Genomic DNA, 23,882 nt, shown 5'->3' with positions numbered 1-23,882 from the left:
AGTGACAGTTCATATGGTTTGTTGCTTGATCAAACCATTGTCAGCCACACATGCCACACACAGGAGTAGAGTCATGAAAGCGAAGATCATGGGCGCAGTCCTTTCCTTGGCGATCCTGACTCCGGCACTTGTGCCCGACGCTGCTATGGCAGCCCGGCACCATCACTCACGTTGCAAACGCAGCAGCGGCACGACCGGCCTGATCGCGGGCGGTGCCGGCGGCGCCCTTCTGGGTCATGCTGTCGTGGGTGGCCCGGTAGCGACCGTTGCAGGCGGCGTCGGAGGTGCGCTGTTGGGCCGGCATCTCGACAAGAAACATGACGCGGCACAAAACCGGCGCCACGGCTGCTGATATTGGTCATGCGAAAAGGGCCGGTTCCGTTCCCGGAACCGGCCCTTTTCGGGATTTAACTGGCCAAAAGGCGCTTATGCGGGGACGCTGGCGAGCGCAGCCTTGACCGCGTCGATGGCGGCCTGAGCCTTGTCGCCTTCAGGGCCACCACCCTGCGCCATGTCAGGGCGGCCACCACCACCCTTGCCGCCCAGCGCTTCGACGCCTGCGCGGACGAGGTCTACGGCGCTGATGCTGTCCTTGAGATCATCGGTGACACCGACCGCGATGGTGGCGCGGCCATCGACCACTGCGAGGACCGCTGAGACACCGCTGCCAAGTGTCGCCTTGTTCTGATCGACGAGGCCGCGCAGTTCCTTGGGGTCGAGGCCTTCGATCACCTGGCCGATGAAGTTGATCGCGCCGACCTTTTCCGGGCCAGCCGCCTGAGCGGCACCACCGCCGCCGAGGGCCAGCGCCTTCTTCGCTTCAGCCAGTTCACGTTCGAGCTTGCGGCTCTGTTCGACCAGCGCTGCAATGCGGGCGGGGACTTCTTCCGGGGTCGTCTTGAGCGCGGCGGCAGACTGGCGCAGGCGATCCTCGCGGTCGGAGAGCCAGAGGCGCGCGGCTTCGCCGGTCAGCGCTTCAATACGGCGGACGCCGGATGAAACCGCGCTTTCCGAGATGATCTTGAGGATCGCGATGTCGCCGGTCGCGCGGACATGGGTGCCGCCGCACAGTTCGACCGAATAGTTGTGCCCATTATCCTGACCATCGCCCTTGCCCATCGACAGGACGCGGACTTCGTCGCCATATTTTTCGCCGAACAGGGCCATCGCGCCAGCAGCGATCGCATCATCCGGGGTCATCAGGCGAGTCGTCACCGCTTCATTGTGGCGGATCTGTTCGTTGACCTGAGATTCGATCGCCGCGATCTGGCTGTGCGTCAGCGCTTCGGGGTGCGAGAAGTCGAAGCGCAGGCGATCCGGCGCGACAAGGCTGCCCTTCTGCGTCACATGCGCGCCCAGTTCGTTGCGCAGCGCGGCGTGCAGGAGGTGCGTGGCGCTGTGGTTGGCGCGGATGCGGTCGCGGCGGTGGGTATCGACGCTGAGGTGCACCGTGTCGCCGACCTTGATCTTGCCCGCGCCGACCTTCGCCTTGTGGGCGTGGAGGCGGCCGAGCGGCTTGGCCGTGTCCTCGACGTCCGCGACGAGGCCGGCCTGCGAACTGATCGTGCCAGCGTCGCCCATCTGACCGCCGCTTTCTCCGTAGAAAGGCGTCTGATTGGTGATGATGGTGACGTCATCGCCCGGCCCGGCAGCGTCGATGCGGGCGCCGTCCTTGACCAGCGCTAGGACTTCGCCCTCGCCCACGGTGGCGGTGTAGCCGATGAACTCGGTGCTGCCGGCGCTTTCGGCAATGTCGAACCAGATTTCGTCCGACGCCTTTTCGCCCGAACCCTTCCATGCGGCGCGGGCGGCGGCCTTCTGCTCGGCCATCGCCTTGTCGAAACCTTCCCGATCGACGCCAAGACCGCGCGAACGCAGCGCGTCTTCGGTCAGATCATAGGGGAAGCCGTAAGTGTCGTAGAGCTTGAACGCGGTTTCGCCGGGGAGCGTGCCGCCTTCCGACAGGTCGCCGGTCGCTTCGTCGAGCAGCTTGAGGCCCTTTTCCAGCGTCTGGCGGAAACGGGTTTCCTCGCGAGCCAAGGTTTCCTCGATCAGCGGCTGGGCGCGGACCAATTCCTGATAGGCGCCGCCCATTTCGGAGACGAGGCTGGGCACCAGACGGTGCATCAACGGCTCCTTCGCGCCGATGATGTGGGCGTGGCGCATGGCCCGGCGCATGATGCGGCGCAGCACATAACCGCGGCCTTCGTTCGCAGGCAGCACGCCGTCCGCGATCAGGAAGCTGGTGGAGCGCAGGTGATCCGCGATGACGCGGTGGCTGGCCTGAAACTCGCCGTCGGCGGCGGTGCGGGTCAGCGCGGCGGATTCCTCGATCAACGCCTTGAAGGTGTCGGTGTCGTAATTGTTGTGGACGCCCTGAAGCACGGCGGCGATGCGTTCCAGACCCATGCCGGTGTCGATGCTGGGCTTGGGCAGTTCGCTGACGATCTCATTCGCTTCCTGCTCATATTGCATGAAGACAAGGTTCCAGATCTCGACGAAGCGGTCGCCATCCTCCTCCGGGCTTCCCGGAGGGCCACCCCAAATATGATCGCCATGGTCGTAGAAGATTTCCGAGCAGGGACCGCAGGGGCCGCTATCGCCCATCGCCCAGAAATTATCCTTGGTGGGGATGCGGATGATGCGCTCTTCAGGCAGGCCCGCAATCTTCTTCCAGAGGTCGAAGGCTTCGTCATCGGTGTGATAGACGGTGGCGGTCAGCTTTTCCGCCGGGATGCCCCATTCCTTGGTCAGCAGGGTCCAGGCGTGCAGGATCGCCTGTTCCTTGAAATAGTCGCCGAAGCTGAAATTGCCCAGCATTTCGAAGAAGGTGTGGTGGCGCGCGGTGTAGCCGACATTGTCGAGGTCGTTATGCTTGCCGCCGGCGCGGACCGACTTCTGGCTCGACGTCGCCTTGTTGTAGGGGCGGGTTTCGAGGCCCGTGAAGACATTCTTGAACGGCACCATACCCGCATTGACGAACATCAGCGTCGGGTCGTTGTGCGGCACCAGAGGCGCTGACGGAACGATGGTGTGGCCGTTGGCCCCGAAATAGTCGAGGAAGGAGCGGCGAATGTCGTTGGTCGATGTCATGGGGGCGATTTAGTTGGAACCGGCCCGGCGCACAAGCGGGGCTTTTCGTCGGATCGCATAGGAAATGCGGCCGGGCGTTCAGCCCGGCCGCATTTTGTTCAGTCCGCGGCCTTGGCGAGCGCCCGATATTTGTGGAGCAGAGGCTCCGTATAGCCATTAGGCTGCGCGACACCTTCAAAGACGAGGGCGCGGGCGGCCCGCCAGGCGAGACTTGCCGGATTGCCACTCATCGGCCGGTAGAGTGGGTCGCCTGCGTTCTGGGCGTCAACCTTGGCGGCCATCCGAATGAAGGCGGCGTCGATCTCTTCCTTCGTGCAGACGCCGTGGAGCAGCCAGTTCGCCATATGCTGCGAGGAAATGCGCAGCGTGGCGCGGTCTTCCATCAGGCCGATATCGTGGATGTCGGGAACCTTGGAACAGCCGACGCCCTGATCGATCCAGCGGACGACATAGCCGAGGATGCCCTGCGCGTTGTTGTCCAGTTCCTGCGTGATTTCTACTTCCGACCAGTTGCGGCCTTGCGCGACCGGGATCGCCAGCAGCTTTTCGAGCGGGGCGATGGCTTCGGCCTTGCGCTCGGTCTGGCGGGCGAAGACGTCAATGCGGTGATAGTGAGTCGCGTGCAGCGTCGCTGCCGTCGGGGACGGAACCCAGGCGGTGTTGGCGCCGCTCTTGGGATGACCGACTTTCTGGTCGAGCATGTCGGCCATGCGGTCCGGCGCGGCCCACATGCCCTTGCCGATCTGGGCACGACCGGACAGGCCGCAGGCGAGGCCGATCTGAACGTTGCGGTCCTCATAGGCCGTGATCCAGTCGGACGTCTTCATCTCGCCTTTCCGGATCATCGGGCCGGCGCGCATCGCAGTGTGCATCTCGTCGCCGGTGCGGTCGAGGAAGCCCGTGTTGATAAAGACGATGCGGTCACGGACAGCCTCAATGCAGGCTGCGAGATTCGCGGAAGTGCGGCGTTCCTCGTCCATGACGCCGACCTTGAGGGTGTGGCGAGCAAGGCCCAGCAGATCCTCGATCGCGTCGAACAGACGGTTGGTGAAGCCAACTTCCTCCGGGCCGTGCATCTTGGGCTTGACGATATAGACGCTGCCGGTGCGGCTGTTGCCGCCGTCACGCTTCAGGTCGTGCATGGCAATCAGGCTGGTGACGATGCCGTCGAGAATGCCTTCCGGGGCTTCCGTACCGTTGGGGAGCAGGATGGCGGGCGTAGTCATCAGATGACCGACATTGCGAACGAAAAGCAGGCTGCGGCCCGGCAGGGTAAAGTTGCCGCCATCGGGCGCGGTATAGCTGCGGTCCGGGTTAAGAGCGCGGGTCATCAGCGCGCCGTTCTTCTCGAAGGTGTCGGTCAGATCGCCCTGCATCAGACCGAGCCAGTTGGTATAGGCGGCAACCTTGTCCTCCGCATCGACGGCAGCGACCGAGTCTTCCAGGTCGCAGATGGTGGTCAGCGCCGATTCGAGGATGACGTCGGCTATGCCCGCCGGGTCGTCCCTGCCGATGGGGTGCGCGGAATCGAAGACGACTTCGATGTGCAGGCCATTGTGGCGGAACAGGCGGCCCTTCTCGCTCCGCCCGCGATATTGGGTCGGATCGGCCAACCGGATGTCGTCGCTCTTCAGATCAGCCCATGACCCGTTGGCGAGCGGAATAGCTTCATCGAGGAAGGATTTGGCCCAGCCGATGACCTGCGCTCCGCGAGCCGCGTCATAGCCCTTGCCCGAAGCCGCACCCGGAATGGCATCGGTGCCGTAGAGCGCGTCATACAGGCTGCCCCAGCGTGCATTGGCCGCGTTCAGCAGGAAGCGCGCGTTGAGGATCGGGACGACCAACTGCGGCCCGGCAAGACGGGCAACCTCATCGTCGACATTCTCGCTGCCGACCTGAAACGGCGCGGGTTCGGGGACGAGATAGCCGATCTCGCTCAGGAAACCGCGCAGCGAAGCCGCATCCGCAGGCTGGCCGACCCGTTCGCTATAATAAGCGTCGATCCGGTTCTGAAGATCGTCGCGCTTGGCGAGCAGCGTCGCATTTTCGGGCGCGAACTGCGCGAAGATCGCGGCCGTGCCCTGCCAGAAGCGATCGGCGTCGATGCCGGTGCCCGGAAGCGCCCGCTCCTCGATGAAGGTCGTCAGGTCCTGCGCGACCTGAAGGCCCGCGCGGTCGGTCATGCTCGTCATCGGATGATCTCCTTTGCGCAGCACCATAGACGGGTCGCATTATGCCGTGTAGACGCTATTATTCAAATTCAGACTTTCCTCTGGTGAAACAAATGATGGACCCGGATTACGACCTGTTCGCGACCATCGTCGATGAAGGCGGCATGGCTGCGGCTGGGCGCCGGCTCAGTATTTCGCCCGCCATGGTGTCGAAGCGGCTGGTCCGGCTGGAGGAGCGGCTGGGCACGCATCTGATCCACCGGACGACCCGTCGGCTGGCGCTGACCCCGGCGGGCGAAAGGCTGCATGAGGATCTGCGTGCGATCATGGCCGCGCTGGATGAGGCGGAGCGACGCGTGTCCGGCACGTCGGCGGAAGCATCGGGCACGCTGCGGGTGACAGCGCCCACCTCCTTCGGGCGAATGCATGTCGCGCCATGGCTGGAGCGGTTTCTGGAAGCGCATCCCAAGGTGCGGATGCGGATCGACCTGTCGGACGACTATGCCGACCTGCTGGCGACGCGGGCCGACCTCGCCATCCGCATCACCGCCGATCCGGGACCGGGGCTGTCGGCGCACCGGCTGGCGACCAACCGGCGCGTGCTGTGCGCCGCGCCCGCCTATCTGGAGCGGTTCGGGATTCCGGAGATCGTCGCCGATCTGCGGAAACATCGCCTGCTCGCAGCCGATGGGCAATTGCCCTGGCGGCTGAGCGGGCCGAAAGGATCGGTCACGGTCGAGGGTGTCAGCCATGTCCGCACCAACAGCAGCGAAATGGTGCGCGAACTCACAATGGCTGGCGTGGGCGTCGCGCTGCGTTCGCTCTGGGACGTGAGCGATGCGCTGGACCGCGGTGATATTCGGCAGATCATGCCGGATCATGAAGGGTCGGCGGATGTCGGTCTCTATGCCGTACACCTGCCGCAAAGCAATCCGCCGCTGGCCATCACCGCCTTCGTCGATTTTCTCCTTCAGCTCTACGCCCCCAGCCCCCCTTGGGAGCGCTCCACCATTGCCCCTCCTGAAAACCAGCTTTAAGGCCATCCCATGGACGAAAACACCCGGCGTGCAGCCCTCGACTATCACCGCTATCCGCAACCCGGAAAGCTGAGGATCGAACCGACCAAGCGCATGGTCAACCAGCGCGACCTTGCGCTGGCCTATTCGCCCGGCGTCGCCGCCCCCTGCGTGGACATTGCCGAAGATCCCGAAAAGGCGATGGATTATACCGCGCGCGGCAATCTGGTCGCCGTAATCTCCAACGGCACGGCGGTGCTGGGGCTTGGAGCCATCGGCGCCCTCGCTTCCAAGCCGGTGATGGAGGGCAAGGCTGTCCTCTTCAAGAAATTCGCGGATATCGACGTGTTCGATATCGAGGTCGACACCACCGACCCGGAAAAATTCATCGACGCGGTCGCCCTGCTGGAGCCGACTTTCGGCGGCATCAACCTGGAGGATATCAAGGCCCCTGAATGCTTCGCCATCGAGGCGGAGCTGAAGAAGCGGATGAACATCCCCGTCTTCCACGACGATCAGCATGGCACCGCCATCGTGGTGGCCGCCGCCGTGCGCAACGCGCTGGTGCTGCAGGGCAAGACCCTGGCCGATGCGAAGCTGGTGACGTCCGGCGCAGGCGCGGCGGCGTTGGCCTGCGTCGATCTGCTGGTATCCATGGGCCTGCCCATCGAGAATGTGACGCTGACCGACAAGGACGGCGTCATCCATTCCGGGCGAGAGGGCATGCTGCCGAACATGGCGCGCTATGCCCGCGACACCAATGCGCGCACGCTGCCCGAAGTGCTGCCGGGGGCGAACCTGTTCCTGGGGCTGTCGGCGCCCGGCGTGCTGAAGCCTGAATGGCTGCCGCTGATGGCACCCAATCCGCTGATCTTCGCGCTCGCCAATCCGGAGCCGGAAATCCGCCCCGAAGTCGCGCGGGAGACACGCCCCGACGCTATCATCGCGACCGGGCGCTCGGATTATCCCAATCAGGTGAACAACGTCCTGTGCTTCCCCTATATCTTCCGGGGGGCGCTGGACGCGCGGGCGACCGAGATCAACGAGGCGATGAAGGTCGCCGCCGCTGATGCCATCGCCAACCTCGCCCGCATGCCCGCTCATGACAGCGTCGCTCAGGCCTATGGCGGGACCAAGCTGGTGTTCGGGCCGGATTACATCATTCCCACGCCTTTCGATCCGCGCCTGATCGCGGAAATCGCCACCGCCGTCGCCAAGGCGGCGATGGACAGCGGCGTCGCCAAGCGTCAGCTCGACCTTGAAGCCTATAAGCGCCAACTCACCCAGCAGAACACCCGCTCAGCCCAGTTGATGCTGCCGGTATTCCAGGCGGCGCGCGGGACGCAGCGGCGGATCGCCTATGGGGAAGGCGAGGATGAACGCGTGCTGCGCGCCATCCAGGACGCGCTGGACGAAGGCATTGTCCGCCCGGTGATCGTCGCGCGGCGGCGGATATTGGAACAGAAGCTGCCCGATCTGGGGCTGCGTTTTCAACTGGACCGCGATGTGGAGGTGGTCGACCCGGAAACCGATCATCTGCTGATGGGCGAACTGGTCGAAGCCTATCGCGCCGTCGCCGCGCGCAAGGGTGTCGCCTCTGCCGAGGTGGTCCGCCATGTCTATCGCCGGCCCAGCGCGACCGCCGCGATGCTGCTTCGCACCGGACGGGTCGACGCGGCGATTGTCGGCGGCAACAGCGACTATTGGGGTGAGGTCGAACATGCGTTGCGCATCATCGACCGCACGCCGGGCAGCAGCCGCGTCTATGCGCTGTCGGGGCTGATCCTGGACGCCGGTGCGCTGTTCATCACCGATACCCACATGGTGCCCGATCCAACGCCTGATCAGATTGCCGAAATGACCCTGCTGGGCGCGACGGAGCTCAAGCATTTCGGCCTGACGCCGCGGGTCGCCTTGCTGTCCCATTCCAATTTCGGAGCATCGCATTCGCCCAGCGCACGCAAGATGCGCGAAGCCTTCAAGCTGGTGAAGAAGGCCGCACCGGACCTGATGGTCGACGGCGAAATGCACGCCGATGCGGCACTCAGTCAATCGCTGCGCGAACGGCTGGTCCCCGATTCACGTTTCGAAGGTTCGGCCAATCTTCTGGTCATGCCCAATCTGGACGCGGCGAACATCACGCTGACGGCTCTGTCGGCTTCGTCCAGTTCTCCCACGGTCGGGCCGATGCTGGTCGGTCTGGCGCAGCCGATCCATGTGCTGACGCCGGGCGTGACGGCGCGCGGCATCCTGAACCTGACCGCCATCGCCGCCGCCGAAGTGGCTCGCGACGGCTGAAGGCTTAACCTTTTCATGTCAGGAACCGTCCCTGATCTTATTTGCGCATCGTCCCCGCCAAGGCGGGGACGACAGGAAAAGGATTGATGGACGGTTCATGGCGGAACGGTTTTCGACAGGGGTGAAGCTGGCGATCGGCGGCGGTGCGGCTGCGGTGCTGCTGTTGCTCGGCCTGTCCATCGGACGCGGGCGCGATCTGAAACCGAACGTGGCGGAGGCGGTTCCAGCCGAAGCGGCAAAACCCGCAAGGCCCGTCGAGCGAACCCGCGCGCAGCCGGTCGCGATTGATCCACATGCCCTGACAGTGAAGCGTATATTGCCGATCGACGGCCCTTTCCGCCATGGCGACTATGTCTGGGATGAAACCGGCGCTCCAGCCAGCGGACCCGTCGTCATCACGGTGGATCTAAAGGCCCAGACGCTTTCCGTCTTCCGCGCGGGCTATGAAATCGGATCGGCCGTGATCATCTATGGCGCGGATGACAAGCCAAGCCCACTGGGCGCCTTTCCCATCACGGAGAAGGATGCGGACCATTTTTCCCGGACCTATAATAATGCCCCCATGCCTTATATGCTGCGGCTGACGAGCGACGGCGTGGCGATCCATGGTAGCGACGTGCAGTGGGGCAATGCCACCCATGGCTGTATCGGCGTGCCCAAGGCTTTCGCGCAACGACTGTTCGGCGTGACGAAGCTGGGCGATTTGGTGGTCATCACCAACGGGAAGATGTTGGACACAAGCCGTGCCAGCAGGGGGTGATTTCCGCTGGCGGCTGGCGGCCATTCCCTGCGAATGAGCGGCCTGTGATCAATCGGGCTGGCAGAGCGGATTGCCACCGCTATCCCGCATCTGGAGTGCGGAGGCGGCGTCAGACGCCACGCGTGGGAAGCTGACACCTTCCAACGATCCCCGCCCCTTGCAGACTTCCGCGCATTTCATGTCGACCACGCCGGGAATCGATATCTGATCGCCGTCATATTGCGCGACGACAATACAATGATCGGCGCGCGAGAAGCTGAGGATCAGCTTGTCCCCGGCGCTACGGGCCGCCCCCCTGCCCGCGCAACTTTGATCTTCGCCAAAGTTCGCCTCCAGCCCGAAGCGATAGTCGCCATTCTTAGCCGGGATCACGCAAAGCGTGTCGCGGCCCGCCTCATGGGTGCGCCGGTAGAGGCCGATTGCGGGGACCTTTGCCGTATCCGCGATCACGCCGGTTTCGATGGCGGCGCGCTCCAGCCCGGAACTGGTCTGGCCCCCGGTTTCGCGCGGCCTGGGCGCAGGCGCCGCTTCGCGCTGACACGCCGCGAGCAGGACCAGCGCGGCAAGGCTAGTCAGCCGCATCGACAGGCGTAAGGCCTTCCGCACCGACGCGGCGGAAGAAGCAGGAACGGGCGCCGGTGTGGCAGGTGGGACCAGCCGGCACAGCCTTCACCCAGACGGCATCCTGATCGCAGTCGATGCGGATGTCGCGAACTTGCAGCATATGGCCGGACGTTTCGCCCTTCTTCCACAGCGATTGACGGCTGCGCGACCAGAAATGCGCGAGGCCGGTGTCCAGCGTCAGCTTCAGCGCCTCTGCATTCATATGCGCGACCATCAGCACATCGCCGCTGTCGACATCAGTCACGACGGCGGTGATGAGGCCGTCTCTGTCATATTTGGGATTGAGGGTCAGACCCTTGTCGCGCGCTTCGTCCATGCATGGCCTATAGAGCGCCGGGGGCTTCATGCGAAGCCCCGTTTGTCGGGGAAGAATAAGGAAAATGGGGCGATCGACGGGATCCGAACCCGCGACCTCCGGTACCACAAACCGGCGCTCTAACCAACTGAGCTACGATCGCCACAGGGGCCGTTCGCCCCGAGAGAAGGGCCACATATGCGGCCCTTCCCGCGCCGTCAAGCGGCCTGATGCGGAAAAAGGCGTCGGAACGAAATAAAAAGAAAAGGGACGCGAAGCACACCGCTTCCCGCCCCTTTTCGCACTTCCAGAAAATCAGCGCGCGCCATGGGGATCATGTCACCCGGCTGCTGCGCCTTGTCTCTCCACAAAACTTTCCTGCCCACCACGATGCCGGCTCAAACGGGCAAAGGCGCTCCGTCAGGGAGCGCCAACACCATTTAGTTGACCGAATCCTTCAGGCCCTTGCCGGCCTTGAACTTCGGCTGAGCCGAAGCCTTGATCGTCATCGTTTCGCCGGTGCGCGGGTTGCGGCCAGTGGACGCCTTGCGCTGCGAGACGGAGAAAGTGCCGAAACCGACCAGACGCACTTCGTCACCCTTCTTCAGGGCGCCGGTGATGGCGTCGAAAACACCCTCGACGGCCTTGCTGGCGTCGCTCTTGGAAAGGCCGCTGCTTTCAGCGACCGCGCCGATAAGATCCTGCTTGTTCATGCCTTGGGAACCCCCTTCTAGCTGTTTGGATAAGTTTAGGAATCGCGGCGTAGGCGCGGCAATAAGGCCCAGCTTTTTACCCTTGTCAAAGAGAAAGCTGCATAGGTGGCTACTCAGACCAGATTTTAAGGCAAAACCTGGCTGACCAGCCCCCAAATGCGCTGTTCATTGACCTGAATCAGTGGCGAATAGAGGCTTCTCCGTCCCGCCCCTGCGCCGGATTCGGCTGGGCGGCGAGGTCGTCTTCCTCTGTCCAGGCGATCGCCTCCGGCTTGGACACCAGCGCCCGCGCCAGCACCTCATCCACATGGGACACAGGCACGATCTCCAACCCCTCGCGAATGTTCGCGGGTATCTCGGCCAGATCCTTCTCATTTTCCTGCGGGATCAGCACCGTCTTGATACCGCCGCGCAGCGCCGCAAGGAGCTTTTCCTTCAAGCCGCCAATGGGAAGGACGCGCCCGCGCAGAGTGACCTCGCCGGTCATCGCCACATCCTTGTGGACGGGAATGCCGGTCAGCGTCGACACGATGGTCGTCACCATGCCGATGCCCGCCGACGGACCATCCTTGGGCACCGCGCCTTCGGGCAGGTGGATATGGATGTCCTTGCGGTTGAAGATGCTGGGCTTGATCCCATAGCCGGGTGAGCGCGCCTTCACATAGGAGAAGGCCGCCTGAACCGACTCGTTCATGACCTCGCCGAGCTTGCCGGTGGTCTTGATCGCGCCCTTGCCGGGGACGGTCACGGCCTCGATGGTCAGCAGTTCGCCGCCCACCTCGGTCCAGGCAAGACCCGTCACCGCGCCGATCTGATGCTCTTCCTCGCCCACGCCATGACGGAATTTCCGCACGCCGGCATAATCGGCCAGATTGTCCGGCGTGATCGTCACCTTGTCATAGGCGCCTTCAAGGATCTTGCGCAGCGCCTTGCGGGCGAGGCGTGCCACTTCGCGTTCCAGCGTGCGGACGCCGGCTTCGCGGGTGTAATAGCGGATCAGGTCCCGGACCGCTTCCTCGGTGACTTCGAACTCGCCTTCCTTAAGACCATGAGCGTCGACCTGCTTGGGCAGCAAATGGCGCTGAGCGATCTCGACCTTCTCATCTTCGGTATAGCCTTCGAGCCGGATGATCTCCATGCGGTCGAGCAAGGGCTGCGGCAGGTTCAGCGAGTTGGCGGTGGTCACGAACATCACATCGGAAAGATCGACGTCGATCTCCAGATAATGATCCTGGAACTTGCTGTTCTGTTCAGGGTCCAGCACCTCCAGCAGCGCCGATGCCGGATCGCCACGGAAGTCCTGACCCAGCTTGTCGATCTCATCCAGCAGGAAGAGCGGGTTCATCGTCCCGGCCTTCTTGAGATTGGTCACGATCTTGCCCGGCAGCGAGCCGATATAGGTCCGACGATGGCCCCGGATTTCCGCTTCGTCGCGCACGCCGCCCAGCGACTGGCGCACGAACTCGCGGCCCGTCGCCTTGGCGATCGAACGGCCAAGCGAGGTCTTGCCGACGCCCGGAGGGCCGACGAGGCACAGGATCGGTCCCTTCAGCTTGTTGGTGCGCGCCTGCACGGCCAGATATTCGATGATCCGGTCCTTGACCTTCTCCAGCGCGAAATGATCCTCATCCAGGATCGCCTGCGCCTTCTTGAGGTCGGTCTTGACCTTGCCCTTCTTGCCCCAGGGCAGGCCGAGCAGCACGTCGAGATAGTTGCGCACGACCGTCGCTTCGGCCGACATGGGCTGCATGCCCTTGAGCTTCTTCAGCTCTGCCGTCGCCTTGGCGCGTGCTTCCTTGCTCAGCTTGGCCTTGGCGATCTTCTCGGTCAGTTCGGCGAGCTCGTCGCCTTCCTCACCCTCGCCATTGCCCAGTTCGCGCTGGATCGCCTTCAACTGCTCGTTGAGATAATATTCGCGCTGGGTCTTCTCCATCTGCCGCTTCACGCGGCCACGAATCTTCTTCTCGACCTGGAGCACGCCGAGTTCGCCTTCCATGAAGGCGAAGACCATTTCCAGACGCTTGACCGGATCGGCCTCGACCAGCAGCGACTGCTTGTCGGCGACCTTGACGTTGATGTTCGCGGCGACGGCATCGGCCAGACGCCCCGCATCCTCGATCTCGCGCAACTGCACCGGAGTTTCGGCGGGCAGCTTCTTGTTGAGCTTGGCGTAATTTTCGAACTGCTCGGCCACCGAGCGCATCAGCGCGGCGGCTTCCGGTCCTTCGGCGGCCAGTTCCTCCACCTCGGTCACGTCAGCAACCATGTGACCGCTGGCATTGGCGATGCCGTCGAGACGGGCGCGCTGCTTCCCCTCCACCAGCACGCGGACCGTGCCGTCGGGCAGTTTCAGCAGTTGTAGGACGACCGCGATAACGCCGGTATCGTAGAGCGAATCCTGCCCCGGATCATCCTCTGCGGGGTCGAGTTGCGAGACGAGGAAGATTTCCTTGTCGCCTTCCATCGCCGCTTCGAGCGCGGACACGCTTTTGTCGCGGCCCACGAACAACGGCACGATCATCTGCGGGAAGACGACGATGTCGCGCAGGGGCAGCAGGGGATATTGTGTAGTCATTCACTCTCCGGGGCGATCATTCCACCCAGTCATGCGGTTCATCGCCTTTATGGGGACAGTCACCGCATGGTTCAATCATGCCTTATAGATCCGGAATGATGAATAAGGGCTGATCCTGCGATAAAAACGATCAGAAAGGCAGTTTGAAGCCGGGGGGCAGCGGCAGCCCGGCGGTCATCTTGCCCATTTCGGCGCTGCTGACCTCATCGGCCTTCTTGCGCGCGTCGTTGAAAGCGGCGGTGATGAGGTCTTCCAACATCTGCTTTTCCGTAGGGGAAAGCAGGCTGTCATCGATGGCGACGCCCAGGATGCGGCCCTTGGCCGAAGCGCGGACCTTGACCAGGCCGCCGCCCGCGCTGCCTTCAACCTCCAGCTTGTCGAGATTTTCCTGCGCACGTTGCAATTCCTCCTGCACGCGGCTCGCCATGCCCAATATTTCGTTGAGATCCTTCATTGCTCTGCACTCCATTGTTCGAGCTCATCGCCAAGCTCGGCATCGGGGAAGGCCGCCATCGCCGCCTTGACCACCGGGGTTTCCATGATTTCCGCGCGGACGTCTTCGCGCCGCTGATTTTCCTGCGCCATCAACGTGGGCGCCACGGGACCTTCGGTCTGCCGCACCTGCCACAGGACGCCGGTAATGTCCTTGAGCGCCCGCGCCGTTTCGCGGAAAAAATCGCCCTCGCCATACCATGGGTCAGTCAGGCTGATCTCCAGCAACGGCGGCGCAAATTGCGACAGACCGGCGCAATCCTTGAGGTGCTGCGAAATTTGCCCCCTGCCGCGGGCATAGAGCAATTCGATCAGCTCCTCAAAGCTGGCGGGCAGTTGGCTGACGGGCGCGCCGGAGGCCGCGGCGGCGGGCAGCTGGCCGGGCGCGGCGGCGGGTGCGCCTTCACGGAGCAGCCGGGCGATCTCACCGGGATCGGGCATGGTGGCGGCGTGCATCACGCGGAGCAGCGCCATTTCGCAGCTTTCGATGGGCAGCGCCGCGCTGGCGACTTCGTCATGCCCCTTGAGCAGCAATTGCCAGAGACGATGGAGCGGCGCGAAGCCCAGTTGCGAGGCCCAGTCGGCCAAGGCTTCGCGTTCCTCGGCGGACTGGCCGGGATTGGCGATGTCGCGCCCGGCCTTCACCAGCGTGACGGCATGGACCAGTTCGAGCAGACCGCGCATCAGCGACAGCGGTTCGACGCCCAGCGCATATTGGTCGCGCACGGCGCCCAGCAGCGCGCCGCTATCCCCCTCCAGCAACAGGCCGAGCAGGCGGCGGGTCGAGCCACGATCCGACAGGCCCAGCATGTCGCGCACCTGAGCGGCTGTGACCATTGGCGCGCCCTCGCCCATCTCGGCATGGGCGATCGCCTGGTCGAGGATCGAGAGGCCGTCACGGGCGGAACCTTCAGCCGCCTGTGCGATGAGCGACAAGGCGTCAGGTTCGGCCGCAACCGATTCGGCCTCCACCACATGGGCGAAATGGGCGGCCAGCAATTCCGCCGGGATGCGGCGCAGATCGAAACGCTGGCAACGCGACAGCACCGTCACCGGCACTTTGTTCACCTCGGTCGTGGCGAACAGGAATTTCACATGCGCCGGCGGTTCCTCCAACGTTTTCAGAAGCGCGTTGAACGCGTTCTTCGACAGCATGTGGACTTCGTCGATGATGTAGATTTTGTAGCGGGCCGAAACGGCGGCATAGCGCACCGCCTCGATGATCTCGCGCACGTCGTCGACGCCGGTGTGGCTGGCGGCGTCCATTTCGACCACGTCGATATGCCGTCCCTCGGCAATGGCCTGACAGGGTTCGCAGACACCGCAGGGGTCGATGGTCGGGCCACCCTGCCCATCCGGGCCGATGCAGTTCAGCGCTTTCGCGATCAGGCGGGCGGTAGAGGTCTTCCCCACCCCGCGCACGCCGGTCATCAGGAAGGCATGGGCCAGACGGCCGCGACGGATCGCATTGCCCAGCGTCTGGACCATGGCGTCCTGCCCGATCAGCTCGCGAAAGTTGCGCGGTCGGTATTTGCGCGCAAGCACGCGATAGGGCTGGGGTGAATCGGACATCGGGCCAGTCTAGCGGGTTGGTGCGAGGCTGTCGAAGCCGGAAAGCCTTTGAACGGCGCGATTTGTTTCGCAGCCGTCGGATCATTGGCGGAGATTGGAGGTGGGAGCCGGAACGACCCGCAGCGAAATCACTGTGGCTGCTTCCGTCAGGACCTGACCAGGTTCGCGACGACTACGTCCGCCCGACTCCCGGCGCGGCATATGGCGAAAGGCGGAAGGGATGGCAAGGGGTTGGCTTATTCCAACCCTGTTTTCTGCGCTTTCCCTACGAAATCCAGTGCGGCGCGGGCTGTTTCCGCAATGGCTGCTTCGGCCGCCCTGGAATCCACAGTGGGCCGGTCGAGATAGATTGCGAGGACATATTCCTCGCCCGAGGGCGCCTTCACCAGCGCCACATCATTATAGGCGGTGCCGCAACTGCCGGTCTTGCTGCCGGAGGTCCAGCCCTTGGGCAACCCCGCCTTGATGCGGTTGTCGCCGGTGGTGCTGGCGTTCAGCCAACCGCGCAGCTTGTCGGCGCTTGCCGGCTTCAGATCGGTGAAGATCAGACGCGCCATCAGACCGGCCATGGCGGCGGGGCTGGTGGTGTCACGCTCGTCCCCCTCCGCATTTTCGTTGAGCGTGGGTTCGGTGCGGTCGAGGCGCGTCACCATGTCGCCATGCGCACGCATATATCGGGTAAGCCCCTCGGGGCCGCCAACCATGGGAAGCAGCAGGTTCGCGGCGCTGTTGTCGCTGACCTCTACAGCGGCGGCGGCCAGCTCATCCATCGACATGCGGCCGCGCTTGGCGTTCTTTTTGACGACGGGCGCATAATCCAGAATGTCCGCCTTGGTGAAACTGACCTGCCCCTCAAGGCCGAATTTTCCGCCTTCGGCGCCAGTCAGGACAGCAGCGGCCAGCGGCGCCTTGAAGGTCGAACACATGGCAAACCGCTCATCGCGATTGAAGCCAAGGATCAACCCTCCCTTGCCGTCGACCAGCGCGACACCCAGGCGACCCCCGGTCTCGGTCTCGATCTCCTTAGGATTGCGGACCGACTTCATCGCCGATTCGCTCACCATATAGCGCGGGGCGGGCGGAAGGAGCGATTGGCGGGGAGCCGCATCCTGCGCCAAAGCCGGAGCAGCCCCCAGCAAGCAGGCGAAAAGAAGCAGGGGTCTGATCAAATTACATCCCCTGCATATTGCAGAATTCGCCCGGAATACGGACGGTCAGGCTTTCGAGCTTCTCATCAAGCACGATCTGGCAGGACAGGCGGCTGGTCCGGGTCGCGGCGGCGGCGAGATCGAGCATATCCTCTTCATCCTCGCTGGCTTTCTTGAGCTTGGGGAAGTCGGCGGCGTCGACGATGACATGACAGGTGGAACAGGCCATCTGCCCCTCGCAAGTGCCTTCGAGTGGTTGGCCCGCCGCCTGCGCAACTTCCAGCAGGACCGATCCTGCCGGCGCTTCGACTTCCTGCCTGCACTCCCCGTCCGCGCTGATGAAGACTACCCTGGTCATGGTGCGACGTTCCCCGCATTTGTTGTCGCATCGCTATCGCGGAAAATCGGCTCCCTCTTTCCCGCACGATGCTTTTAACGCGCCCATATTTGGGCTGCCCTGTTCATTATCCCCGCGGCATCCTCCAACTCGGCCAGTGTGGTATAGCGGCCGAAGCCGATCCGCACCGATCCTCGCGCCTCGGCGTCTGACAGGCCGAGTGCGCGCAGCACATGGCTAGGCCGCCCGGACCCACTTGCGCAAGCGCTGCCGAGCGAAAAAGCGACATCGCGGCAATCCGACAACAGCCGCGCGCCGTCCACGCCCGCCCGGCGCAGGTTGAGATTGCCATGATAGCGCCGATCCGCGCTGCCGTTGAGTGTCCATTCGCAGTAGAGCGCACGCGCCGCCGTCCAGAGCGATTCGACATGCGCCCGATCGGATTCGGCACGCTCCCGCATCAGGCGGGCGGCAACGCCGAAACCGGCGCAAAGAGCGGGCGAAAGGGTGCCGGAACGCAGCCCCCCTTCCTGCCCACCGCCGTGGATGATGGGGGTGAGGGTCACGCCCTCCCGCAACCAGAGCGCGCCGATGCCCTTGGGGCCATGGATCTTGTGGGCGCTGATCGCCACCATGTCGCATTGAGGCGGAATCGGAACGCGACCATAGCCCTGAACGGCATCGCAAAGGAACAGGGCGCCTGCCTTATGGGCAAGGTCCGCCAGTTCGGCGATGGGCTGGACGACGCCGATTTCATTGTTCACCAGCATCGCGGCGACCAGCGCCACGCCGGGACGGATGGCCCTGGCCGCCTGATCGAGGTCCACGAGACCATCGGGACCCACGGGCAGGATCGCGATGCCGCGCCCCGCCCTGCCCTGCGCTTCGACCGTGTCGAGAACGGCGGCATGTTCGGTCGCGAGGGTAATGATGCCACCTGCGGGCGCGCCCTGAACGCCCAAGTTGAGCGCTTCGGTAGCGCCGGAGGTGAAGAGAAGCCGACCGCCCTCCGGAAGCAATTTGAGGATTTCGGCGCGGGCGATTTCGACCTGCGCGGTGGCTGCGCGGCCCAGCCTGTGCGGGCTGTGCGGGTTGGCGAACTGGTCGCGAAGCAGCGGGACCATCGCGTCGAAGGCCTCGGGCGCGAGTGGGGTCGTCGCCTGATAGTCGAGATAGATGGTCATCGGGCGCGCTCGGCCATTTTGGTCCATTGGGCGATGAAGCGATCCATGTCGGCTTCATTGGTGGCGGGACCGAAACTCACGCGAATGACTTCGCCGGCCTGTGCTTCGTCCCAGCCCATGGCGTGGAGTACATGGCTGGTCTTGAGCGAACCGGAAGAACAGGCGCTGCCCGCCGAGACGGATATGCCCGCAAGGTCGAACTGGATAAGCTGGGCGCGCGCCGAAAGGCCGGGCATGCGATAGCTGGCGATGGCAGGGATGCGCGCGGCGTCGCGGGCGACGATCTGGCCGCCAGAACCCTCGATTGCGGCATCGAGTCTGGCGCGCAGCAGGGCGGCCTGAGGCAGCCAGTCGGCGCGCCCCTCCAGCGCCGCTGCCATGGCCAGCACGGCGGGGAGGTTCTCCGTCCCTGCCCGATAGCCCTGTTCCTGCCCGCCACTGGGGTGGATCAGGGTGAGGTCCCGGATGAGCAACGCGCCGATACCCGGAGGACCGCCGAATTTATGGGCGCTGATGGCGATCATGTCAGCGTCCGGAAGCGGGAGTTTCCCGGCGCTCTGGGCGCAGTCGGCAAAGAGGGTGACGCCGTCCCGGTCGATCGCGTCCAGCGGCTGGATCACGCCCGTTTCGTTGTTGACATGCTGAATGGCCAACAGAACCGGCCCCGCATCATTCCCATGGAGGGAAGAGGGACGAACAAGGCCGTTCCCATCCACCGGCAGCCGCTGGGTGCTCGGCGTGACGCGCAGGACCGAATCATGCTCGACCGGCGAGGTCAGGACACGGTCCGCCTTGGCGCGGGTCAGCGCAATCGCGACGGCCTCACTGGCGCCGGATGTGAAGATGATCTGCCCTTCCCAACCCAGCGCGACGCCGATCCGGCGGCGGGCGTCTTCCAGCGCGGCGCGGGCGGCTCTTCCGTCGCTATGGGGGCTGGAGGGGTTCGACCAGTTCTCCAGCGCCTCGACCATGGCCGCTTTGGCGGCAGGCAGCATCGGCGTCGTGGCGGCGTGATCCAGATAGAGACGGTCGGAGGCCAAGGCCGGAAAACACTCATTGATTGCGGAAATGGTAGCGGCTTCTATATAGGCGGTCTGTCGCGCAGCGCCAGCACTGGCTGCTGCGCCTTCTCCATTCGCGGTTCCTCCTTTCTGGGGTTGGGCCGCCCAGAACCATAACAGGTGCCATGCCCGACGTAATCTTTCCCGGTCCCGAAGGTCGCCTCGAAGGCCGCTTCAGCCCCCCGCCCCGCCCCCGCGCGCCCGTCGCGATGATCCTGCACCCGCACCCTCAGGGCGGCGGCACGATGAACGACCGGATCACCCAGGCGCTCTACAAGACCTTCGTGAAGCGCGGCTTTGCGGTGCTGCGGTTCAACTTCCGCGGCGTCGGGCGCAGCCAGGGCACGTTCGACAACGGCATTGGCGAACTGTCCGATGCGGCAGCGGCGCTCGACTGGGTGCAGAGCTTCCATCCGGAGGCGCAGACGACCTGGATTGCAGGCTTCTCCTTCGGCGCGTGGATCGGCATGCAGCTTCTGATGCGCCGTCCGGAAATTCGCGGCTTCATCTCGGTCGCGCCGCCGGCGAACATGTATGACTTCTCCTTCCTGGCGCCCTGCCCGTCCTCGGGCATCATCGTGCAGGGAACGGCGGACGAGGTCGTGACCGCCAGCGCCGTGCAGAAGCTGGTGGACAAGCTGCGCACGCAGAAGGGCATCACCATCCATCATGACGAAATCCGTGGCGCAAACCACTTTTTCGAGCATGAGCTGGATCAGCTGATGAAGTCGGTGGACAATTATCTCGACATGCGGCTGTCGCCGGATTCGCCGATCCGGTGAATTGGGTTCAAGGGTTTGGAGTTAAGGGGCTGCTTCGGCGGCCCCTTTTCTTTTGCGCGCCTCACCGGGGGTGAAGCTGGGGTTGGCGCCTCCCAGAAAATTCGCGCTTGGCGGTTCGCCCGACCGGCTTTAGCGGCGGCGCGCGATGAATGATCCGAAAAACGACGTCCGCCTGATCTGGAGCCGCTATTACAGCGCTTTCATTCCCGCACCGGCCGGGCCCGGCTTTCTGGACCGTCTGAAGGCGGCGAGCGGAGCCATTGGCGGCATTGCCATTACCGGCCTGCTCTGCGGGCTGATGCTGGGTAACGGGATCGCTCATCCCCTGTTGGTGGCGCCGATGGGGGCTTCGGCGGTGTTGCTCTTCGCGGTGCCGGCCAGTCCACTTGCCCAGCCCTGGTCGGTTTTCGGCGGCAATGTGGTTTCAGCCCTGACAGGCATCACCATCGCGAAACTGATCCCCGATCCGACCATCGCAGCGGCGCTGGCGGTTGGGTGCGCGATCGGGGTCATGTCGCTGATGCGCTGCCTGCATCCACCAGGCGGCGCCGTGGCGCTGTCCACTGTTCTCGGCGCCACCCATGGCGCGCCGAGCTATATGTTCGCCTTCGTGCCGGTGGCGGTGAATACGGCGCTGCTGGTAGCCGTTGCAATCATCTTCCATCGGCTGGCGGGCCACAGTTATCCCCATGTCGTGCCCAAGGCCGCCAGCACACATGGCACCAGCGATCCCGCCCCGATCCTGCGCACGCCGTCCGAGCAGGATGTCGAGGAAGCGCTACACGCCTATGGCGACACGCTGGACGTGGATGCGGCGGACTTGCAGGTCGTGCTGCACGATGCGGAGATGCGGGCGGCCGAACGCGCGCATGGTAGGCTGACCTGCGGTGAGATCATGTCCCGCGACGTGATTTCCGTGCGGGAAAGCGAGCCGGTGGCCGACGCCCGGCAATTGCTCCATGAACGGCGGCTGCTGTCCCTGCCCGTGCTGGACAATGCCGGTCGCGTGCGCGGGCGGATCGGGCCTCTGGACCTGGCGCGGGAAGGCGAGACCGTGCGCGACATCGCTGCGGAACCCTATGTCGTCCATGCTGATACGCCGGTCGCCGCACTCCTGCGCCCCTTGACGGGTGGAGGATGGCGCGAGGCGATTGTGGTGGATGAAGACCGCATGCTACGGGGCCTCATCACGCAGACCGATCTGCTGGCGGCAGTGGCGCTGCGGGCCTAACGATTGTTTTCCATGACCGGCAGGTCGGGGCCGGGAATGGCCGTGATCGCGACATTGGCGAACATGACGAGGCCCGCGACGATCATCAGCATGCCGCGCTTGCGGTCGCGCTGCTTCACTATGGCGTAGATGCCCCCGCCGGTCAGGGCTATGCCTGCCAGCATCAATATCGATAAAATCGTGCCTGCCATGGAACAGGCCATAGGCAGACAGGTGGACGGTGGCAATATTGCGGCGCACCCCCTAATAGGCGCGCAGAACGAATCACCTTTTGCGTGAGTGGACAACCGAGCCGTGAAAATAGCCCTTGCTTCCGACCATGCCGCCGTCGACCTGAAGGCGGAACTTGCAGAATGGCTGCGCTCAGAGGGCCATGATGTCGATGATCTGGGTCCGGCCACCGCGGATCGGGTGGATTATCCCGATTTCGGTTACAAACTGGCGACAGCGGTTGCGTCCGGCGCGGCCGAGTGCGGCATTGCGCTGTGCGGATCGGGGATCGGCATTTCCATCGCCGTCAACCGCAATCCCGCCTGCCGCTGCGCGCTGGTTTCCGAACCGCTGTCCGCCGCGCTCAGCCGCGAACATAATGACGCCAATGTCCTCGCTCTGGGCGCTCGCCTGACCGGCGTTGACATGGCCAAGGCCTGCGTCACCGCCTTCCTTTCCACCGAATTCGGCGGCGGCCGCCATGCTGGCCGCGTCGAAAAACTGTCCCAGCCCGCGCTGTAAGGAGACTCTGCATGAGCACAGCCACCCTCGACACCCTGTCCGAAATCCGTTCGGAAGGCTATTTCACGCGCGGCCTGGCCGATGCCGACCCGGCGGTCTTCGCGGGCGTCACCAAGGAACTGAAGCGCGAACAGAATCAGATCGAACTGATCGCTTCGGAAAATATCGTCTCGAAGGCGGTGCTGGAGGCGCAGGGTTCGGTCTTCACGAACAAATATGCGGAAGGCTATCCGGGCAAGCGCTACTATCAGGGCTGCGCGCCGTCGGATGAGGTCGAGCAGCTCGCCATCGACCGCGCCAAGCAACTGTTCAACTGCGGCTTCGTCAATGTGCAGCCCCATTCGGGCGCGCAGGCGAACGGCGCGGTCATGCTGGCGCTGACCAAGCCGGGCGACACCATCATGGGCCTGTCGCTCGATGCCGGCGGCCACCTGACGCATGGCGCGAAGCCTGCGCTGTCGGGCAAATGGTATAATGCCGTGCAGTACGGCGTGCGTGAAGACACGCACCTGATCGACTATGATGTCGTCGAAGCCATGGCGGTCGAGAACAAGCCCTCGCTTATCATTGCGGGCGGTTCGGCTTATCCGCGCCATATCGACTTCGCGCGCTTCCGCGCGATCGCGGACAAGGTCGGCGCGCTGTTCATGGTCGACATGGCCCACTTCGCGGGTCTGGTCGCCGGTGGCGAGCATCCGACGCCCTTCGGCCATGCCCATGTCGTGACCACCACCACGCACAAGACCCTGCGCGGTCCGCGCGGCGGCATGATCCTGACCAATGACGAAGCCATTTCGAAGAAGATCAACTCGGCGGTGTTCCCCGGCCTTCAGGGCGGCCCGCTGATGCATGTGATCGCGGCGAAGGCCGTTGCCTTCGGTGAGGCGCTGCGTCCCGAGTTCAAGACCTATGCCAAGGCGATCGTCACCAATGCCAAGGCGCTGGCAGGCAAGCTGGAACAGCGCGGTCTGGCCGTGATTTCCGGCGGCACCGACACGCATCTGGCGCTGATCGACCTGCGCCCCTACGGCATTTCGGGCAAGGATGCGGACGAAGCGCTGGAACGCAGCTTCATCACCTGCAACAAGAATGGCGTGCCGGGCGACCCGCTGCCGCCGACCAAGACCAGCGGTATTCGGGTTGGTTCCCCTGCGGGAACGACGCGCGGGTTCGGCGTGGCCGAGTTCGAGGCCATCGGCGACATGATCGCCGACGTTCTGGAAGGCCTGCGCGACAATGGTGAGCATGGCGACGCCGCCGTGGAAGCCAGCGTGCGTGAGCGCGTCTCGGCCCTTTGCGCCCGTTTCCCGATCTACGAAGGCTGACACCCCTTGCGTTGCCCCTTCTGTGCCCATGACGACAGTCAGGTAAAGGACAGCCGCCCGACGGAGGATGGCGCCGCCATTCGCCGTCGGCGTCAGTGCGAAGCCTGTGGCGCGCGCTTCACCACTTTTGAACGGATTCAGCTCCGCGATATCTGGGTGGTAAAGAGCGAGGGGCGCAAGGAAGCCTTTGATCGCGACAAGCTGGCGCGCTCCATCGGCATCGCCTGCCGGAAGCGGCCCATCGATCCCAGCCGTCTGGAAAAGCTGATTTCCGGCATCCAGCGGCAATTGGAAACCTCCGGCGACGGCGAAGTTCCGGCGCGCGCGATTGGCGAAATGGTGATGGAGGGTTTGAAGCGCCTCGACAGCGTTTCCTATATCCGCTTCGCCAGCGTTTATAAGGACTTCACCGACGCGCGGGATTTCGAGGATTTTGCCTCGACCGTGAAGGAAGTCGGCAGTGACTAAAGCTG

The 23,882-nt window shown here is 64.1% G+C and carries 22 protein-coding genes, 1 tRNA gene and 1 other RNA gene; 9 read left to right on the top strand and 15 right to left on the bottom strand.

Annotated features, from left to right (window positions below):
* Window positions 1-73 precede the first annotated feature (73 nt).
* Window positions 74-352 carry a hypothetical protein gene (locus tag HUK73_RS05430; RefSeq protein WP_176590987.1) on the top strand — a complete coding sequence of 93 codons (279 nt, stop codon included), beginning with the start codon at window positions 74-76 and terminating at the stop codon, window positions 350-352.
* Window positions 353-426: 74 nt separating this feature from the next.
* Here HUK73_RS05430 and alaS read toward each other — a convergent pair whose 3' ends face one another.
* Entirely contained in the window at window positions 427-3,093 is a 2,667-nt protein-coding gene (alaS, locus tag HUK73_RS05425) for an alanine--tRNA ligase (protein ID WP_176590986.1), read from the bottom strand.
* Between the two features lie 98 nt (window positions 3,094-3,191).
* A complete protein-coding gene (locus HUK73_RS05420; protein ID WP_176590985.1) occupies window positions 3,192-5,285 on the bottom strand; it encodes a malate synthase G in 2,094 nt (697 codons plus the stop codon).
* Window positions 5,286-5,377: 92 nt separating this feature from the next.
* Here HUK73_RS05420 and HUK73_RS05415 point away from each other — a divergent pair, with 92 nt between their 5' ends.
* From HUK73_RS05415 to HUK73_RS05405, 3 genes are all read left to right on the top strand, one after another.
* Window positions 5,378-6,301 (top strand): LysR family transcriptional regulator, encoded by a 924-nt coding sequence (locus HUK73_RS05415; protein ID WP_176590984.1) that lies wholly within the window; start codon window positions 5,378-5,380, stop codon window positions 6,299-6,301.
* Between the two features lie 9 nt (window positions 6,302-6,310).
* Entirely contained in the window at window positions 6,311-8,578 is a 2,268-nt protein-coding gene (locus HUK73_RS05410; protein WP_176590983.1) for an NADP-dependent malic enzyme, read from the top strand.
* A gap of 97 nt (window positions 8,579-8,675) precedes the next feature.
* Window positions 8,676-9,338 carry a L,D-transpeptidase family protein gene (locus HUK73_RS05405; protein WP_176590982.1) on the top strand — a complete coding sequence of 221 codons (663 nt, stop codon included), beginning with the start codon at window positions 8,676-8,678 and terminating at the stop codon, window positions 9,336-9,338.
* Window positions 9,339-9,386: 48 nt separating this feature from the next.
* On the opposite strand, the gene HUK73_RS05400 is transcribed toward HUK73_RS05405, so the two are convergent.
* The 12 genes from HUK73_RS05400 to HUK73_RS05345 form a co-directional block, all read right to left on the bottom strand.
* Window positions 9,387-9,920, bottom strand: coding sequence for a hypothetical protein (locus tag HUK73_RS05400; RefSeq protein ID WP_176590981.1), 534 nt, complete (start codon window positions 9,918-9,920; stop codon window positions 9,387-9,389).
* A complete protein-coding gene (gene hisI / locus HUK73_RS05395; RefSeq protein WP_176592826.1) occupies window positions 9,907-10,278 on the bottom strand; it encodes a phosphoribosyl-AMP cyclohydrolase in 372 nt (123 codons plus the stop codon). The genes HUK73_RS05400 and hisI overlap by 14 nt, the downstream gene beginning before the upstream one ends.
* A 65-nt stretch (window positions 10,279-10,343) precedes the next feature.
* Window positions 10,344-10,420: transfer RNA gene (locus tag HUK73_RS05390), tRNA-His, on the bottom strand.
* A 277-nt stretch (window positions 10,421-10,697) separates the two neighbouring features.
* Window positions 10,698-10,970 (bottom strand): HU family DNA-binding protein, encoded by a 273-nt coding sequence (locus HUK73_RS05385; protein ID WP_013846598.1) that lies wholly within the window; start codon window positions 10,968-10,970, stop codon window positions 10,698-10,700.
* 178 nt (window positions 10,971-11,148) lie between these two features.
* Entirely contained in the window at window positions 11,149-13,545 is a 2,397-nt protein-coding gene (gene lon, locus HUK73_RS05380) for an endopeptidase La (protein ID WP_176590980.1), read from the bottom strand.
* 130 nt (window positions 13,546-13,675) lie between these two features.
* Window positions 13,676-13,999 carry a YbaB/EbfC family nucleoid-associated protein gene (locus tag HUK73_RS05375; protein ID WP_176590979.1) on the bottom strand — a complete coding sequence of 108 codons (324 nt, stop codon included), beginning with the start codon at window positions 13,997-13,999 and terminating at the stop codon, window positions 13,676-13,678.
* Complete coding sequence (locus tag HUK73_RS05370) at window positions 13,996-15,609, bottom strand: DNA polymerase III subunit gamma/tau (protein ID WP_176590978.1); 1,614 nt, start codon at window positions 15,607-15,609, stop codon at window positions 13,996-13,998. Before HUK73_RS05370 ends, HUK73_RS05375 begins: the two co-directional genes overlap by 4 nt.
* Window positions 15,610-15,705: 96 nt before the next feature.
* Window positions 15,706-15,803: signal recognition particle sRNA small type (gene ffs, locus HUK73_RS05365), an RNA gene on the bottom strand.
* Window positions 15,804-15,845: 42 nt separating this feature from the next.
* Complete coding sequence (blaSGM, locus tag HUK73_RS05360) at window positions 15,846-16,748, bottom strand: SGM family class A beta-lactamase (RefSeq protein WP_255326333.1); 903 nt, start codon at window positions 16,746-16,748, stop codon at window positions 15,846-15,848.
* Window positions 16,749-16,779: 31 nt separating this feature from the next.
* On the bottom strand, window positions 16,780-17,115 hold the full coding sequence (locus HUK73_RS05355; RefSeq protein ID WP_176590977.1) for a 2Fe-2S iron-sulfur cluster-binding protein: 336 nt from the start codon (window positions 17,113-17,115) through the stop codon (window positions 16,780-16,782).
* 74 nt (window positions 17,116-17,189) lie between these two features.
* Window positions 17,190-18,278, bottom strand: a complete 1,089-nt coding sequence (locus tag HUK73_RS05350; RefSeq protein WP_255326201.1) for a cysteine desulfurase family protein — start codon at window positions 18,276-18,278, stop codon at window positions 17,190-17,192.
* Window positions 18,275-19,318: a cysteine desulfurase family protein gene (locus HUK73_RS05345; RefSeq protein ID WP_176590975.1), complete on the bottom strand. Its 1,044-nt coding sequence runs from the start codon at window positions 19,316-19,318 to the stop codon at window positions 18,275-18,277. The genes HUK73_RS05350 and HUK73_RS05345 overlap by 4 nt, the downstream gene beginning before the upstream one ends.
* Before the next feature lie 146 nt (window positions 19,319-19,464).
* Here HUK73_RS05345 and HUK73_RS05340 point away from each other — a divergent pair, with 146 nt between their 5' ends.
* Both HUK73_RS05340 and HUK73_RS05335 read left to right on the top strand, forming a co-directional pair.
* Window positions 19,465-20,121, top strand: a complete 657-nt coding sequence (locus HUK73_RS05340; protein WP_021319762.1) for an alpha/beta hydrolase — start codon at window positions 19,465-19,467, stop codon at window positions 20,119-20,121.
* A 145-nt stretch (window positions 20,122-20,266) separates the two neighbouring features.
* Window positions 20,267-21,352, top strand: a complete 1,086-nt coding sequence (locus HUK73_RS05335) for an HPP family protein (protein ID WP_176590974.1) — start codon at window positions 20,267-20,269, stop codon at window positions 21,350-21,352.
* Here HUK73_RS05335 and HUK73_RS05330 read toward each other — a convergent pair.
* The gene (locus HUK73_RS05330) at window positions 21,349-21,543 is read right to left on the bottom strand and encodes a hypothetical protein (protein WP_176590973.1); all 195 of its coding nucleotides are present in this window, start codon (window positions 21,541-21,543) and stop codon (window positions 21,349-21,351) included. The two genes, HUK73_RS05335 and HUK73_RS05330, sit on opposite strands and share 4 nt — an antisense overlap.
* A gap of 103 nt (window positions 21,544-21,646) precedes the next feature.
* Here HUK73_RS05330 and rpiB point away from each other — a divergent pair, with 103 nt between their 5' ends.
* Genes rpiB through nrdR form a run of 3 tightly spaced genes read left to right on the top strand, consistent with a single transcriptional unit; the run spans window position 21,647 to window position 23,877 of the window.
* Complete coding sequence (gene rpiB, locus HUK73_RS05325; RefSeq protein ID WP_176590972.1) at window positions 21,647-22,084, top strand: ribose 5-phosphate isomerase B; 438 nt, start codon at window positions 21,647-21,649, stop codon at window positions 22,082-22,084.
* Window positions 22,085-22,095: 11 nt separating this feature from the next.
* Window positions 22,096-23,409, top strand: a complete 1,314-nt coding sequence (gene glyA, locus HUK73_RS05320) for a serine hydroxymethyltransferase (protein ID WP_176590971.1) — start codon at window positions 22,096-22,098, stop codon at window positions 23,407-23,409.
* A 6-nt stretch (window positions 23,410-23,415) separates the two neighbouring features.
* A complete protein-coding gene (gene nrdR, locus HUK73_RS05315) occupies window positions 23,416-23,877 on the top strand; it encodes a transcriptional regulator NrdR (RefSeq protein WP_176590970.1) in 462 nt (153 codons plus the stop codon).
* Window positions 23,878-23,882: the final 5 nt, after the last annotated feature.

Origin of the sequence: Sphingobium sp. EM0848 (assembly GCF_013375555.1) — a bacterium.
Classification (GTDB): Bacteria; Pseudomonadota; Alphaproteobacteria; order Sphingomonadales; family Sphingomonadaceae; genus Sphingobium.
The sequence above is the reverse complement of the archived record's forward strand: the minus strand, read 5'-3'. Positions and strand labels throughout refer to the sequence as shown.